At 64.3% G+C, this 15020-nt stretch carries 13 protein-coding genes and 1 pseudogene; 8 read left to right on the top strand and 6 right to left on the bottom strand.

The window, feature by feature from the left end:
- Positions 1–69: 69 nt before the first annotated feature.
- From D4765_RS17720 to D4765_RS17740, 5 genes are all read left to right on the top strand, one after another.
- Positions 70–1197 (top strand): aspartate-semialdehyde dehydrogenase, encoded by a 1128-nt coding sequence (locus tag D4765_RS17720; RefSeq protein ID WP_136643644.1) that lies wholly within the window; start codon positions 70–72, stop codon positions 1195–1197.
- Positions 1198–1342: 145 nt separating this feature from the next.
- The gene (locus D4765_RS17725) at positions 1343–3706 is read left to right on the top strand and encodes a putative bifunctional diguanylate cyclase/phosphodiesterase (RefSeq protein WP_136643645.1); all 2364 of its coding nucleotides are present in this window, start codon (positions 1343–1345) and stop codon (positions 3704–3706) included.
- A 13-nt stretch (positions 3707–3719) separates the two neighbouring features.
- Positions 3720–4346 (top strand): response regulator, encoded by a 627-nt coding sequence (locus D4765_RS17730; RefSeq protein WP_161580491.1) that lies wholly within the window; start codon positions 3720–3722, stop codon positions 4344–4346.
- Positions 4346–5452 carry a glycoside hydrolase family 6 protein gene (locus D4765_RS17735; protein ID WP_136643647.1) on the top strand — a complete coding sequence of 369 codons (1107 nt, stop codon included), beginning with the start codon at positions 4346–4348 and terminating at the stop codon, positions 5450–5452. The genes D4765_RS17730 and D4765_RS17735 overlap by 1 nt, the downstream gene beginning before the upstream one ends.
- A 64-nt stretch (positions 5453–5516) precedes the next feature.
- Complete coding sequence (locus D4765_RS17740; RefSeq protein WP_136643648.1) at positions 5517–6434, top strand: response regulator transcription factor; 918 nt, start codon at positions 5517–5519, stop codon at positions 6432–6434.
- A 34-nt stretch (positions 6435–6468) separates the two neighbouring features.
- Here the strand turns inward: D4765_RS17740 and D4765_RS17745 are convergent, their stop codons facing one another.
- Together D4765_RS17745 and D4765_RS17750 are read right to left on the bottom strand one after the other, a co-directional pair.
- Positions 6469–6828, bottom strand: a complete 360-nt coding sequence (locus D4765_RS17745; RefSeq protein WP_136643649.1) for a hypothetical protein — start codon at positions 6826–6828, stop codon at positions 6469–6471.
- The gene (locus tag D4765_RS17750; protein ID WP_136643650.1) at positions 6825–8258 is read right to left on the bottom strand and encodes a glycosyltransferase family 2 protein; all 1434 of its coding nucleotides are present in this window, start codon (positions 8256–8258) and stop codon (positions 6825–6827) included. Before D4765_RS17750 ends, D4765_RS17745 begins: the two co-directional genes overlap by 4 nt.
- 199 nt (positions 8259–8457) lie before the next feature.
- On the opposite strand from D4765_RS17750, the gene D4765_RS17755 reads away from it, so the two are divergent.
- Positions 8458–9111 (top strand): hypothetical protein, encoded by a 654-nt coding sequence (locus D4765_RS17755; RefSeq protein ID WP_136643651.1) that lies wholly within the window; start codon positions 8458–8460, stop codon positions 9109–9111.
- Here the strand turns inward: D4765_RS17755 and D4765_RS17760 are convergent.
- The 3 genes from D4765_RS17760 to D4765_RS17770 are packed head-to-tail and all read right to left on the bottom strand — an operon-like array spanning position 9098 to position 12460.
- Positions 9098–10273, bottom strand: a complete 1176-nt coding sequence (locus tag D4765_RS17760; RefSeq protein WP_136643652.1) for a GGDEF domain-containing protein — start codon at positions 10271–10273, stop codon at positions 9098–9100. The two genes, D4765_RS17755 and D4765_RS17760, sit on opposite strands and share 14 nt — an antisense overlap.
- Before the next feature lie 18 nt (positions 10274–10291).
- Positions 10292–11935, bottom strand: a complete 1644-nt coding sequence (locus D4765_RS17765) for a sensor histidine kinase (RefSeq protein WP_136643653.1) — start codon at positions 11933–11935, stop codon at positions 10292–10294.
- A gap of 15 nt (positions 11936–11950) precedes the next feature.
- On the bottom strand, positions 11951–12460 hold the full coding sequence (locus tag D4765_RS17770; RefSeq protein WP_136643654.1) for a phosphatase PAP2 family protein: 510 nt from the start codon (positions 12458–12460) through the stop codon (positions 11951–11953).
- A gap of 419 nt (positions 12461–12879) precedes the next feature.
- Here D4765_RS17770 and D4765_RS17775 point away from each other — a divergent pair, with 419 nt between their 5' ends.
- Complete coding sequence (locus D4765_RS17775; RefSeq protein ID WP_136643655.1) at positions 12880–13755, top strand: sensor histidine kinase; 876 nt, start codon at positions 12880–12882, stop codon at positions 13753–13755.
- 45 nt (positions 13756–13800) lie between these two features.
- Complete coding sequence (locus D4765_RS17780; protein ID WP_136643656.1) at positions 13801–14868, top strand: hypothetical protein; 1068 nt, start codon at positions 13801–13803, stop codon at positions 14866–14868.
- 18 nt (positions 14869–14886) lie between these two features.
- Here D4765_RS17780 and D4765_RS17785 read toward each other — a convergent pair.
- Positions 14887–15020: pseudogene (locus D4765_RS17785) on the bottom strand (UTP--glucose-1-phosphate uridylyltransferase); the annotation flags it as partial.

The following is a 15020-nucleotide window of genomic DNA, read 5'->3' on the forward strand; positions in this document are numbered from 1 at the left end:
GCGGGCGGCGGGGTGGGGTGGGGCGGTTGGTAAGGTGGGAGCTTCAGATACGAGAAGGAACGAAGACGAGTGAACGCCTCATCAGCAGCCCAGTCCGTCACCTCCCAGAGCGCGCAGGGTGTACACGTGGGTGTCGTGGGCGCCACCGGTCAAGTGGGCAAGGTCATGCGCCAGCTGCTCGATGAGCGCAACTTTGCTATTGCGAGCATCCGGTTCTTCGCGACGTCTCGTTCTGCCGGCACCACCCTCACCTTTCGTGGCGAAGAGATCACCGTCGAAGATTCGGCCACGGCCGACCCGTCGGGGCTCGACATCGCTCTCTTCTCGGCCGGCGCCACCGGCTCGAAGGCGCTCGCGCCGAAGTTCGCCGCGGCCGGTGTCACCGTCATCGACAACTCGAGCGCCTGGCGCATGGATGCCGACGTGCCCCTGGTCGTCAGCGAAGTGAACCCGCACGCCATCGACGAGGCCCGAAAGGGCATCATCGCCAACCCGAACTGCACCACCATGGCGGCCATGCCCGTTCTGAAGGTGCTGCACGCCGAGGCGGGCCTCGAGCGCCTCATCGTCACCACCTTCCAGGCGGTTTCGGGCTCCGGTCTCGCCGGGGCTGAAGAGCTGGCGACCCAGATCGAGGCTGCGGTATCGCAGGGCAGAATCCTCGACCTCGTTCACGATGGCAGCGCCATCACCTTCCCCGAGCCCGTGAAGTACGTGCGCCCCATCGCGTTCGACGTCATTCCGTTCGCCGGCAACCTCGTCGACGACGGCCTGAACGAGACCGACGAAGAGAAGAAGCTCCGCAACGAGAGCCGCAAGATCCTCGAACTTCCTGAGCTCCTGGTGAGCGGAACCTGCGTTCGCGTGCCCGTCTTCACCGGCCACTCGCTCTCGATCAACGCCGAATTCTCGCGGTCGCTCAGCCCCGAGCGTGTTGCCGAGCTGCTGGCCGTCGCGGCCGGCGTCGAGCTCACCGACGTGCCCACCCCGCTGCAGGCCGCCGGTACCGACCCGAGCTATGTGGGCCGTATTCGTCAAGACGAGGGGGTTCCGGATGGTCGGGGTATCGCTCTGTTCGTGAGTAACGACAATCTGCGAAAAGGCGCCGCCCTCAACGCTGTGCAGATCGCCGAGATCATCGCGGCCCGCCTTGCCGCTGGCGAGCCGACCCCGGGCCGGTCTGCCGCTCTCGTCTGACGCGCCGGGCTGAACCCAGCAGGCAGCATCGGCCGTTCGTTTATCTGCGGCAGCTGTTGCAACCCGGTATCTACGGGAGCCCGTCAACCCGGCGCGAAGCTCGTGCTGCGTTCGAGGGTAAACCGCCGAGCGGTACTCTAAAGGCATGAGCGACTCTCTCCCCGGTTGGTCTGAGATCAGAAGCGACTCAGCGCCAGCCGAGCGGCTCGTTCGCCGTGCGTTCTTCTGGCCTGTTGTGTCGGTCGCTGTTCTGATTCTGGTCGCGGGGGTTTTCAGCTTCTCCAGGGTTTCATCGGTCGATGTCTTCTACTTCGTTGCGCTTTTCGTCTCGTCAGCGCTGGTCGCAGACTTTCGCTTTCAGATCGGTCGACTGGCCGGCTTGCCTTCGGTCAGCACCTCGATCGCTCTCTTGGTCACAGCCGAACTGCACAACGAGCTCTTTCCCTCGGTCGCGGCGTGGGCGCTCGGCTTCTTCGTCGGCGCTCTGTTCAACTCGCGCAGGCTGGTCGCCGCAGCCTACGCGAGCGGCATCGCCACGATCGGCGCGGTCATCTGGTGCCTGGTCGTTCGTGAATTCGACAAGCTGGGCTTCTCGCCCGTGCTCTACCTCTATCTGGCCACCTTTGCATACCTTCTGCTGGTGCTCGTGCTCGAGTTCGCGCGTGCCAAAGGCCGGTGGAGCGCCCGGCGTGACTTCGGCCTCTCGAGCCTCAGCCCGCGCCGACTGCTGGTCATTCTGCTTGTTGTGGGCACCATGGCGCTGGCCATCCACTTCTCATACACGACCCTGATACCGACCGTGCTTCAAGAGGCCCAGACCCATCGCGCAGCGGTGCTTCTGCTGGCGATCGCAGCGGTGCTGTTCATGCTGGCTCGGTTTCAGCAACTGCGTGACCTACAACGGCGACTCAAGGGGCTCACCGATGCTGCGCTCGGCCTGCCGTGGAAACACGAGCACGGCCTGGGTGAGATTCTCATCGAATGGGCGCGCCAGACCATCATGTCTGACCGGCTTGAGATCGCCGCAGAGCCGCCCGGGTTCGCGCAGATCGGCTACCCGGTTCGATTGGCGCCCGGCGACAGTTCGTACATCGTCGCCACCCGGGAGCTGAACGGTATTCCGTTCAACCGCGAAGACGAGCGGGCGCTCGAGGCGCTCGCCCATCTCGCCACCGAGGCGGCCAAGGTGACCGAAGACATGGCGGGTCTGCTTCTGCGCGCGAACAGTGACTCGCTGACGGGCCTGCCGAACTACAACGCATTTCGGGCTGCCCTGATCAAGGCGAACGACAATCGTGCGTATGCGGCGGCGATCGCCGTGCTCTTCATCGATATTGATCGCTTCAAACAATTGAATGACAGGCGTGGGCACCACGTGGGCGATGTGATGCTCACGACCGTTGCCGACCGGCTGCGAGACTCTGCCCGCCCGCACGATGTGGTGGCACGCGTCGGCGGTGATGAGTTCGTGGTCATTCTCACCGAACTGCACTCGCTCGAAGAGGGCAAAGAGCTGGCCGAGTCGCTTATTCGGAGCACGGAGGCCCCCTTGGTCGTCGAGGAGACCGAACTGCGCCCGGTGCTCAGTGTGGGGCTCGCGTATTCGGCGCACCGCGAGACCGATGCGAACCAGCTGGTGGTCGACGCCGACCGCAGCATGCTGGCTGTGAAGAAGAGCAGGCGCGAGGGTGGCCCCGCTGCCGAGAGCACTATCAACATCTCGCCCCACCGCTCGGCGCGCATCAACGACATCGTCGCCGACGCCATCGGCAAAGACGAACTGACCCTCGTTTATCAGCCCATCGTCAACATGCTCGAGAACCGCATCTGGGCTTTCGAGGCGTTGGTGCGCTACACCGATCCCGAGCTCGGGGCCATTTCGCCTGGCGCCCTCGTCGAACGCGCGAAGAGCCTCGGCCTGATGGATGTGCTGACCCGCCAGGTGATGGCAAAAGCGATGACCGCGGCCCGGGCCATCCAGCTCATCGAACCATCGATCGCCACGATGACGGTGAACCTCGAGGTGGGTCAGATAACGGATGACCATGTGGGCCTCTTCGCAAAAGACCTCGCCCGGCGCTACCCCTCTGTCTCACTGTGCCTCGAACTCAACGAACGCTCACTGAGGTACGTGACCGACGATCTCCGCCGTCAATCGCAAGAACTGAGAGACGCCGGAATCCTCATCGCCCTCGACGACTACGGTTCTGAGAACTCCTCGGTGGGCTCGCTGGTGCGTATCCCGATGGATATCATCAAACTCGATCGAAGCCTCATCGACGACCTCGACGACTATCGCCAGCGCGAGGTTGTGAAGGCCCTGCAGGGTTTCAGTGATTCGACCGACTACCTCACCATCGTCGAAGGAATCGAGAGCGCCGAGGCTGCAGAGATACTGGTGAGCGTGGGCGTGCGAAACGCTCAGGGCTATTTCTACGGCAAACCCGAAACGTACGAGCAAGTTGTCAAGCGAATTGCCCAGTATGGCGCAACCGCACAGGTGCCCTAGGATAAATCGCAACATGAACCCCTCACCCGAAACAGTTAAATCGGGAAGAAGGCCGCTCGCGATCGTCGAAGATCACGAGCTGGTTCTCGACGGGCTCACCAATTGGTTCGGTACGCACGCCCATGATTTCGAAGTGGTCATCTCTGCCTCATCGTGGGGCGCCCTCATCAGGCACCCCGCTTTTCCGCCAGATGTGGTCGTCATGGACTACCAGCTGGCCGAGCCCATCTCCATCGAGTCGCGAATCGGCCTGTGCGCGGCGGCCGGTGCGGTGGTCGTGGTCATGAGTGCCGTGACCGATCAGGTTGACATCGATCGCATCATGGCTGCGGGTGCGGCCCGGTTCGTTCCCAAAGCCAACCCGGCGGCCGATGTTCTGGCAGCCGTGCGCTCGGCGCTCGGTGTCGAAGACGCCCACGGCTTAGCGGCGGCACGCTTCAGCGACGACGAGATAGCGGTTCTCAACCTCTACGCCGATGGTCACAATCCGGTTGAGGTTGCGCTGCTGCAGAACTCGCGGCCAGAGGCCGTGCGAAAGATACTCGCGGGCATCCGATCGGCGTATGCCACTCAGGGCCGGCCAGCCGATGACCGCGAAACGCTGATTCGGCGGGCTGCCGAAGACGGGTACCTGCGCTGATGACCGCCCTGCCGCCCCGTCCGCCGCTCGAGAAACCGAAGCGGGGCAGAGACCGCAGCACAGACCCCAGCAACGACCGCAGCAACGACCGCAGCCGAACGGGCCTCATCGTGGCGATAGTCGCACTGAGCCTGCCCGTCGTTCTGCTCGCCGCCTCGCTCTTCGCGTTCGCGGGTGCGGGGGTGGGTGCGTTCGGCACGGGCAGCGCTTCTGGCGACTCGGCCGGCCCCGTGAGCCCGTTGACCGGCGAGAATTTCTACGTCGACCCCCTGTCGAAGGCCGCCTCTGCCTCGGCCGCAGCGCTCGCCGCCGGCGACACGGCGGGGGCCCAGACCTTCGGCCGCATTGCAGCAGTGCCCACCGCCATCTGGCTCACTCCCGAACAGCACCCCACGGGTGCGATCACCGCGTACGTCGCCGGGGTCGAGGCGGCCGCGAAGGCTGTGGGCCGCACCCCTCTCTTCACGGTCTACGGGGTGCCGAACAGAGACTGTGCCACCGGGCAGTCGGCGGGCGGGCTGAGTGCAGCCGAATACCCCGCGTGGGTCGCGGCCATCGCCGCAGGTCTCGACAGCGACAACACCGTCATCGTTCTCGAACCCGATGCTCTGGCGCTCGCCACGATGTGCAACAACGTCGACGAGCGGGTGCGGGAGATCAGCGCCGACATCGACGTGCTCGGCCCGGCCCACGCAACCGTCTACATCGACGCCGGCCATTCGAAATGGGGCCGCGCAGCCGACATGGCTACCCTGCTGAATCGTGCAGGAGTGAACAAAGCCCGGGGGTTTGCCACAAATGTCTCGAACTACAACCCCACCTCGGCCGAGCAGACCTACGCCGCACAGATCAGCTCGCTCACGGGCAATGCGCACTACGTCGTCGATACTTCTCGTAACGGCAATGGCACTACTGGTCAGTGGTGCAATCCGCCTGGCAGGGCGCTCGGGGCAGAACCCTCTGAGACGAATGTGGCCACCAATCAAGACGCGAATCTCTGGGTCAAGCCGCCGGGGGAGAGCGATGGCACCTGCAACGGCGGGCCTGCCGCAGGCCAATGGTGGGCATCCGGCGCCCTCGCCCTCGCCGCAGACGCAGGTTGGTGATGACCCCCCAACGGGTTCGGAATCGGCCGACGCGCCAGTACGCTTCATATATCGAGGGGAAACAATGAGCAGCACTGACAGTTCTAGCGAGCGCCGCGTCGCCGTCATCATCGAAGACGACGCAGATATTCGCAATCTTCTCGAGACGGTTCTCACCCAGGCCGGGTTCGAGACCGTGGCTACGGGCAACGGTCTCGACGGGGTGCAGGCGGTTCGGGCGTACAACCCGCTGGTCACCACTCTCGATGTGAGCCTGCCCGGAATCGACGGGTTCGAGGCCGCGAAGCGTATTCGGGCGTTCAGCAACACCTACCTCATCATGCTCACCGCGCGCAACGACGAGATCGACACGCTCGAGGGCCTGCAGGCCGGCGCTGACGACTACCTGACCAAACCGTTTCGCCCACGTGAACTGCGCGCACGCATCGAGGCCATGCAGCGGCGGCCCCGCGCCATGGCCGGTGACGAACCAGCTGCGGCTCGTATCGCCACGGTTCCGGATGCCACGCCTCAGGCGCCCGCAGCCGCGCCCGCCACTGCGGTTGCCCAGGTCGTCGCTGCTGACGCCTCCGGGTCGGCCACCACGGCTGCCCTGGCCGCAGACGGGTCGGCTCTGCCCGCCCCGCACGACACGTACTCGGCCGAAGACGGCTGGATCGAGTACAACGGCCTCTACGTCAACTCAGACATGCGTCTCGCCGAGAAAGACGGCGCCGTGATCGAGCTGACGCGCAGTGAATTCGACCTGCTCAACGCCCTCATGTCGAGCCAGCGCCGGGTGCGCAGCAAAGCCGACCTCGCGCTGCTGCTGCGCGGTGAGAGCTACGTGACCGCGCACTTCGTCAGCGAGAGCGACAAGCGGGCCATCGAGGTGCACATGGCTAACCTTCGCCGGAAGCTCGGCGACAGCCTCACGGCTCCGCGTTGGATCGAGACGGTGCGCGGCATCGGCTACCGGCTGGCTGCCGCCGAGAGCGACTGAGCCGAAAACAGCCGGGCCGAGCGGCCGCCGCCGGTCATCCGTCGCCCAGAATACGCACGAGTTCGGCGCAGGTCTCGTGACCGACCTCGGTCAACCGCGGCAGATGCCTCACTGCGCCCGCGGTGTCGCCCTTCTTCACACAGGTGTGCACCATGCCCGCGATGGCTTCGAGAGTCGTCGCGCCCAGCATGTGACCGCTCGACTCGATGCTCAACAACACAACGTCGGCATCGTCGAGGTCGCCCGTCGACAGCGCCCGTTTCAGCCGAAACGAGCGGGGCTCCCACATGCTGATGAAGTCGTCGACAAACGAGCTGCGCTTGCCTCGAGTTGCCGGAAACTGTTGCACAAGCGCGAACAGAACCGGCCACTCGATGACCGTACCTTGACTCAAACCTTGTACCCGCGGTGTCTGCGTGCGAGCTTGCCGAACATGCCGAGGGTCTGCAGCACGGTGATGACGCCGAGTGCCGGCCAGCCGATCCAGAGCAGAGTCGACTGAACGACGATGGGGAGCATGAACCAGATGACCACCATGATGGCGAAGATGATGGCGACGACGAGCAGTGGTGCGAGGTAGGCGTTACCGCGGCCCTTTTCGGCCTTGGCCTGTGCGGCCCAGTTGTCGACCTGCTTGCGGCTCAGAAACTTGCTCCAGGCGCGCACGAAATGGCCGATGCGAATCCACATGTAGAGCTCGGCGGGAACGAAGAGAATGGCGAAGAAGATGTCTCTCGAATTGCGATTCTTCATCGACATCGCGGTGCGCAGGTTCAAGAAGATGGCCACCACGGTGGGAATGAGCCAGATCGGGCTGAACACGAAGGCGTGAATCGAGAGGGAGAAGAACAGCAGCACGATGAACATGAGCCGGGTGACCACGTTGACGAGCATCGAGAAGTTCTCCACCCACCGCAGCCGCAGGTTGGGGTGAAGCGGCTGGCCCTTCGTGTCGCCCCGCTGGCCGGGCCACATGAGCTCGATCGCACCGAAGTTCCACTTCACCTGCTGGGCGTCGAGACCGCGCATGGTGGTCATGCCGCCCACGTCGGCCCGGGCTTGGGCACTGATCTTCGTGAGGTAGCCGGCACTCTTGATCTGAAGCGACAGCAGCGAGTCTTCGACCTCGCTGTCTTTCACCCAGGGGGTGGTCTGGTGGTTCTCCACCATGGCCTGGCGAAGCGCCTGCATCGAGAAAATCGAGAACTGGCCGCCCAACACAGCCATGTTGCGGCCACGCAGCATGTTCTGCATGTTGAAGGCCGCGAACTGGGCGCGCTGGCCGGTGACCAGAAAGGCGCTCATGCCCTTCATCTGAGTGTCGTCGATGGAGAAGATCGCTGAGATGCCGCCGATGCGGCTGTCAGACATGATCTCGGCGCCGAGTTGCTCGACCGCGTCGGTGGCTGCGGTCGTGTCGCCGTCGACCCCGAGAAAGAAGTCGCAGCCCTCAACCAGCTGAAAGCCGTAGTTCAGTGCCCCGACCTTCTTGTCTTTGTTCTTGCCGATGTCGTGAACGTAGACCTCGGTGAACTGCTCGATACCATCGCGCTCGATCATGTGGGGGCCGGCGAATTTGGCGGCTTCGAACACGGTCTTGTCAGTGGTGTTGTTGATCACCACGTGAATGACATCGGGAACACGGCTCTGGGCGAGCAGCGAGGCCAGCACGGCGCCGATCGACTCTTCTTCGTTGTACGCCGGAATCACACAGCCGATGGTTGGCCGATAGGTGGGCAGCGAGTCGACCGACTCGATGAAGTCGTTGGCGTAGGCGTCATCGACGGCCGTGTCTGTGACGTAGGGGTTCAGGCTCTCGGCCATCGTTTTCTCCCGGGGTGTGTGAGGCGGTAATTTCGGCGTTGAGATCAGTGTGCAGCACCGACCGCAGCAAATCGCCAAGGCCACCTCAGCTTCACCTCAAGATTTGATCAAGACACCCGTCAGGGGGGCATTTTCTTGTTCAGACTCGTTTTCTGCCCGTATGGTTGGGCTCACTTCACCGCACACCGAGAGGCATTCGATGTCACCAACCACTTCTGCCCGACCGAACAGACTGAGGCGCGCCGCCATCGCCGCGTCGCTGGGTCTCGCCGCCATGACGAGCCTGAGCGCCTGCGGCGTGGCACCCTGGCAGGTGAGCGCCTCTGGAGTGCCCTCCGCGAGCGACGCCAGTGCAGCACCGAGCGCGACCCCCGCACCCCAGGCCACCATCACTCCCATCGTGAACGACCTCGCCACCGGCACCGCCCAGCACCTGCTGCAGGCCGGCGACATTGCTCTCACCGTGAACTACTTCTCGACCTTGAGCATGGACAAGTGGCAGGCCTCTGCCAACAAGCCGGTCAGCTTCAACATGATCGGAGTGCTCGGCAGTGACCAGGGCCAGCGCATCTATCTCTCTCGCGTCTCGCTGAGCCCGGCTGTCACCGACAGAGACGGCAAAGCGCTGGCCGCCCCCGCCACGCTCAGTGACCAGGCCACCGTGGCGCCCGGTTACTTCATCAAGTCGCCCTACAGCTACAGCGAGACGTTCGTGTTGCCGCCGGTCGACCCGGCCGCCACCGAGATCACGCTGCAGTTCACCTTCGAACTGTTGCTGCAGACCACGCCCACCTCGTCTGACTATTCGAAGCAGACGGCCACAGACACCATCACGGTGGCTATCGCGAAGTAGCGGTCACCGCGCGGCCCACCACGATGTGGTTTCCGCCAGCGCTGCGTGCGGCGAGGGTCGCGGAATCGAGGGCGGCGCTCAGGGTGGCGAGGTCGTACCCGAAGACGTCGGTGTCGACAACGCCGAAGCTTGCCGTTGCACGTATGCCGCGCGACTGGTCGATGGGTTCATCAACGAGGGCATCGCGAACATCCGACGCCACACTGCGGGCTTCGTCACCGGTGACCACCATCACGATGACGAATCGGCCGGCTCCCGGATGCCCGATGAGCGTGCACGTCGGGGCATGATGCCGCACGATCTGAGCTACCGACGTGATCGCGTCGTCGCCGAAGTCACGGCCAAGGGCGGTGTTCATCTCGGGCAGGCTGTCGATGTCGACAGCGACCATCTCGAGTCGGTCTCCGTTGAATTCGGCTCGCTCGAGCCAGTCTTCCCACTGCTGGGCGAACGGCGACGCCGAGAGGAGCCCCACCACCGAATTGACGCCAACGGTTCGGTCGCCGAGTGCCTGGGTGTCGGTGCGTTCGGCCTGCAGAATCGAGATGCTGATGGTGTTGACCACGACGAACATGATGATGAGCAAGGTGGCGGCCTGACCGCTGAAGTAGTCGACGAAGAGGTCGCTCGTGGGGCCACTGACGGCGAACACTATCGTTCGTGCGGCGTAGAAGACGGCGAGAATGATCATGCTGCCGGCCACGATGCGCGCGTTCAGGTTGCGACGCAGACGCCCGCGCAGGCACTCGACGCCAGCCAGACCGCCGAAGACCGCCACCAGGGGGAACAGCATGAGCGAGCCGAGCCACTGCCCCTGGCTCGAGGCCGTGAGTGCCGACACAACGAGCACCGCACCGCCGCCGGCGAGCACCACGGCGAACCGGGCATTTCGGCCGTTGAAGACCCGGGCACCCGACCAGATGGCCCCGGTCACGAGACCATAGGCGGCATTGCCGATGATCAGTATCCCTTCGGCGTCTGGGTTCACGGCCCAGATTCCGTAGCAGAGCGCGGCGAGCATGCCGCCGATGAACGAGACGCTCCAGATGCGCCCGGGAACATCACTGCGCCTCATTGCCGTGTTGATCACGAAGGTGAGGCCCGAAAGCACCACGACGATTCCGTTGATGACCAAGAGGGTCTCGAGATCTAGCCGCACCATAACAACTCCCTGTAACCCTCAAGCCAACTCTAGGTGCTCGACCGGCACCCGCACGGTGAATTTCGAGCCCACCCCGAGCTCGCTGGTCACCGTGAGGTCACCACCGTGCTGGCGAACGATGTCTCGCGTGATGCTGAGCCCCAGACCCGAACCGTGGATGCTCGACTTGCGCACACTCTCGGCCCGAAAATAGCGCTCGAACAGCTGTGTCTGCTCTTCGTCGCTGAGCCCGATGCCGGTGTCGGTGACCGTGACAATCACGTCTGTGGAGGTGGCAGTGACGGCAACCGTCACGTCGCCGTTCTCCTTGTTGTACTTGATCGAGTTCGTGAGCAGGTTGTCAATCACCTGTCGCAACCGAAACCCGTCGGCCACCAGCAGGTGCGGGGCATGGGTCACCAACTCGAGCGTTATTCCGCGCTGCTCGGCCAGCAGCTGTTGCGCCTTGATTGAGTCGCCCACGATCTCGGTCATGTCACACCCGGTGAATGACATGAGCAACGAGTGATCGCTGGCGCTTGTCGCCGTGAACAGATCGGCTATGAGGGCCAGCAGGCGGTCGGAGTTGGTCGACGCCACGGTGAGCATCGCGCGCGTCTTCGGTGCGATCGTCTCGTCGTCGAGCGCCAGTTCGAGGTAACCGAGAATAAAGGTGAGCGGCGTGCGCAATTCATGCGAGACCGAGGCCACCAGATCGTCTCGAGCCTGAATGGCGTTGATCTCGCGCGTCACATCGCGGGTGACCATGATGCCGCCGTCGTTCTGGCCGTGCGGGCCCACAATCTGCCGCGCCGAGACCGAGAGCGCCTTGCGACGCCCGCCGGGTTCGCCCACCCAGACGATGACGTCGTCGAACGCACGGCCGAGAACCGCCTGGCGGTAGGGGCGTTCCTCTTCTGGCACGAGGGTTTTGCGGTCGGGGCCGTAGAGGGTGGGCAGCGCGCCTCCGCTGCCCACCGGCCGGCCGAACTGGGTGATCAACAAGCGATAGGTGCTGTTTGCGAGAGTTTCGCGGCCCTGACTGTCGAACGCCACGACGCCGAAGTCGACGGAGTTGAGTACGGCATCCAGAGTCTGCTCCTGGCGCCGTGCCCGGTGATGTGCGCCCTCGAGCAACGTGGCCTGCTGGCGCACCAGACCGAGCTGCGCTGCCGATCGCTTGCTGCGCAGATACGTCACCGTAGCGATGAACGTGAGGGTCACCGGCAGCACGATGAGACCGGGTACAGCCGTTTCGTCGTGCACCGACCCCCCGAGCGCCGCAGCGACCCAGATGAGGGCGGCGCTCGCGCCTGCGCTCGCGATCGTGCCGGCGAAGCCGAAATACGTCGACAGCCAGATGACGGGGAAGGCCAGCAGAACGCCGGTCGTCAGGTCGGTGCTGCCATGGCCGAGCACGGTGACGGCCAGCATGTCGGCGGCGGGCAGAACGGCGACCCAGGGCCGCTTCAGCAGGCCCCACGGCACCACGGCAGCAAGCGCCGTGACCACGAAGATGCCGGTGGCTCCCGCGACGAACAACGGGTTGGCGACGACCGATGGTTGAACGACGAATTCGACGCAGATGAGCAGAAGGGCTGCTGCGGCGAGCGGCAGCTGCGACTGAAAGACGGCACGCTCGAGGTTTGCTCGCCCTGCTGGCCCGCCCGCCGCGTTTGTCACCCGTTAAGACTAGGGCTAGTGCAGCAGTAGCACAGTCGGAACCCCGACAATGAGACCGATGAGATACCCTGCCAGCACATCGGTGGGGTAGTGCATGCCCAGAATCACGCGGCTGACACCCATGAACAGCACCACGATGACCGCCGCAGGCCAGAGCCACGGAACGAACGCGGTGAACACCACAGCGGCCGCCATCGTCGATGAGGCATGCGAGCTCGGAAAACTGAGCTTGCTGGGCGCCGTGGCATACACCGTCACCGGGCCTCCGGATGCACCCGGCCGAGGTCGGCGAACAATGCGTTTGATCACAATAGAAAGACCGTGCGCCACCACGACCGCGAGAGTGCTCCACAACCAGGCCCACGCGTGCGGCGCGTCGATGAGAGCACCGATCACCCCGAGCACAACCCAGCCGGCCGCGTGTTCGCCGATGAAGCTGAGCGCTTTCGCTGGGGCGACCAGGCCGCGTGCGAGAGGAGTGGCCTGCACTCGAACGATGAACGCGGTTTCGGGTGACGTCGTCATGGGGTTCAGAGTAGCGGCATGCGGCTTAGTATCAATACGAGCGACTTTGTCCCCGTTCGGGGGTGGGCCGAAGCGCCGGAAGGAAGAGATGTCGCTTGTTCTGCCGACAGACGTCGAGGGCGCATCGACAAGCCACGCGTTGGGTCGTGCGGCCATCTGGGTCAGCGGGGTCTTTCTCCTCAGCACTTTCATTCTGGTCTTCGCGCTGAAACTCGTTCTGCCGCAGGTCAGCGTGGCTCTTGCGCTTGTGGGTCTCGGTCTGGCGGGCATCGGTGTGGGCTGGGCGCTGGTCACCCGCAACAGAGCACTCGTATTGACACTCATGCTCGTCGCTGCGGGGGGGGCTGTACCTCTACTCCTTCGAGATTGCCGTTCAGTCGGGCCCCGGCCGGTTCGCCTCCGATTCGGTGCTGTTGTCGATGCCGAAAATCGCGATGACGGTGGTGGGTGTCGCCGGTCGCACTCTCGCTTCGAGCATCGTTCGTTGCTCACTCGGGTTCGTGCTGGCATCGGTCGCGGTGCAGGTCGGAGGCCACGTCGGGGGCATGAGGTTCGCCATCGACTTTCCTTCGATTGCCACGTTCGTCGGGCTGATCGTGCTGCTGCTCGGCCTTGCGGCCGGCCGTCGGCAAGCGAATCGAGGGTCAGACACGATGCGGTTCGCCGCGTTGGCCGAAGAACGCTCGATCGAGAGGTCGCGTATCGCCACCCGTGCCCGGGCGGCACTGCACGACACCGTGCTGAACGACCTGCACGCGCTCACGCTCAGCGACGTGGGCACTCTCACTGATGCCCATCGGGCATTTCTCGCGCGTGACATCGCGTCACTCACTCACCCGGCGCTGCTGCTCAACGAGGCGACCCTGCGAGCGCGGGCCGGGGGAGACGCGGTGCTGAGCTCGGGGCTCGGCCCGGTCATCCGGTCAGCCCGCCAGCGTGGCCTAGTGGTGGAGATCAGCGGAGACCCGCAGATTCTGGCCCAGCTCGAGCCCGGAGTGGTGAGCGAGGTGGTCAAAGCCGTCGATCAAGCGCTCGTCAACGTGAGCAAGCACGCGAATGTGAACGAGGCAGAGGTGGCCATCGTTGCCGGGGTCGACACGGTCAATGTCGTGGTCACCGACGCGGGAACGGGGTTCGACGCGAGTGCTGTCGACGCGCAGCGCATGGGGCTTCGCGTGTCGATCAGCCAACGCGTCGAATCTGTGGGCGGTACCGTGCGCGTGTGGTCGACGCCGGGCTCGGGCACTGCTGTGCTGCTGTCGGTTCCTCTCGCTACCCCAGGGGCGGTGACCTAGGTGTTCGGCGGCGTTCGCAGCGAAACGGCACAGTCTCTCGACCCGTTGAGTGGAATCACAGCACGGGTCTTTGTCGTGTTCGTGGCTGTCGTCAGCCTGGTCACCGCTGTCGTGCTGACGCTGACCAATCTGACCGAGATCTCGTCGCCGGCACTACAGGTCGTTGCGTTGGTGACTCTTCTTGCCGCCTACCTCTACTTCATCTGGGCAGCAGAGCCCTATCGCCGCCGCGTCGACCAGCGAACCTATGCCGTCGTCTATGGCTTGGTACTCGTCGCATGCCTGCTCAATTCGCTCAGCCAGCTCGGTACCAACCTGAATGTGCGAGACGACTGGGGCCCGGTGTGTGTGGCGCTCGTGGTCATGATCGCTGGCCCATACCGCCCGCCGGGCGAAATCATCGTCTCGACCGTAGTGGGGCTGCTTGTCGTGAACGCCTCGGTAGTGCCGCACCTCGCAACGCTCACCGGTACATCGCCCATCGCCTCGTTCGTCATTGTGTCGGCCCCCACGCTCGCTCTCGGGGTGGGCGCGGCCATCTACTCGTCGACGCTCATCGCCGAGCTGCACGGCCTGCGGGCTTCGGCAGCGCAGGCGCGGGAGCTCCGCGACGTCATCGACGGTCGCGAAGCCGTCGCAGACTTTCTGGGCTACAGCATCGCGCCCCTCCGTGACGATGTTCTGCCGTTCTTTCATGACGTCAAGCAGCGCGACGAACTCACCCCCGCCGACGTGGTGCGCGCCAGTGAGCTCTCAAGCAGCCTGCGCCGCAGCCTGGTGCACAGCCAGTTGGCTGAGCCGCTGGCCGAGTTGGCTGGCGTATTCATCGACCCGCAGAACCTCTCACGCCGCCTCAGCGAGCCACAACGCGCGGCGCTGCGCGTACTTCTCGGCTTTCTGGCCGAGCAGCCGTCGGTGAGGCGCAACAACGTGAGTTTCAGCTTCATGGTTGAGAACGACACGATTCGCGGAGCCGTTGAGGGTGCCTTCACCACCGACCGCTCGCTGTCGTCTCGGGTGGCGCCGTTTCTCGGCCTCATGAGACTCAGCTTTACTGGCGTCACCACTGAGGTCACCGCAGACAGCGTGTTCGTCGAGTTTCACCTCAGCTGACGCCCTACTTCACGCGGGTCAGAGGCCTTCGGCGAATTCTTTGATCCAGGGGCGGAGGTCGGGGCCGAGGTCTTCGCGGTCGCTGGCGAGTCTGATGATGGCTTTGATGTAGTCGAGGCGGTCGCCGGTGTCGTAGCGTCGGCCGCGGAAGA

The organism is Subtercola vilae (assembly GCF_004923255.1).
In the GTDB taxonomy this organism is placed as follows: Bacteria; Actinomycetota; Actinomycetes; order Actinomycetales; family Microbacteriaceae; genus Subtercola; species Subtercola vilae.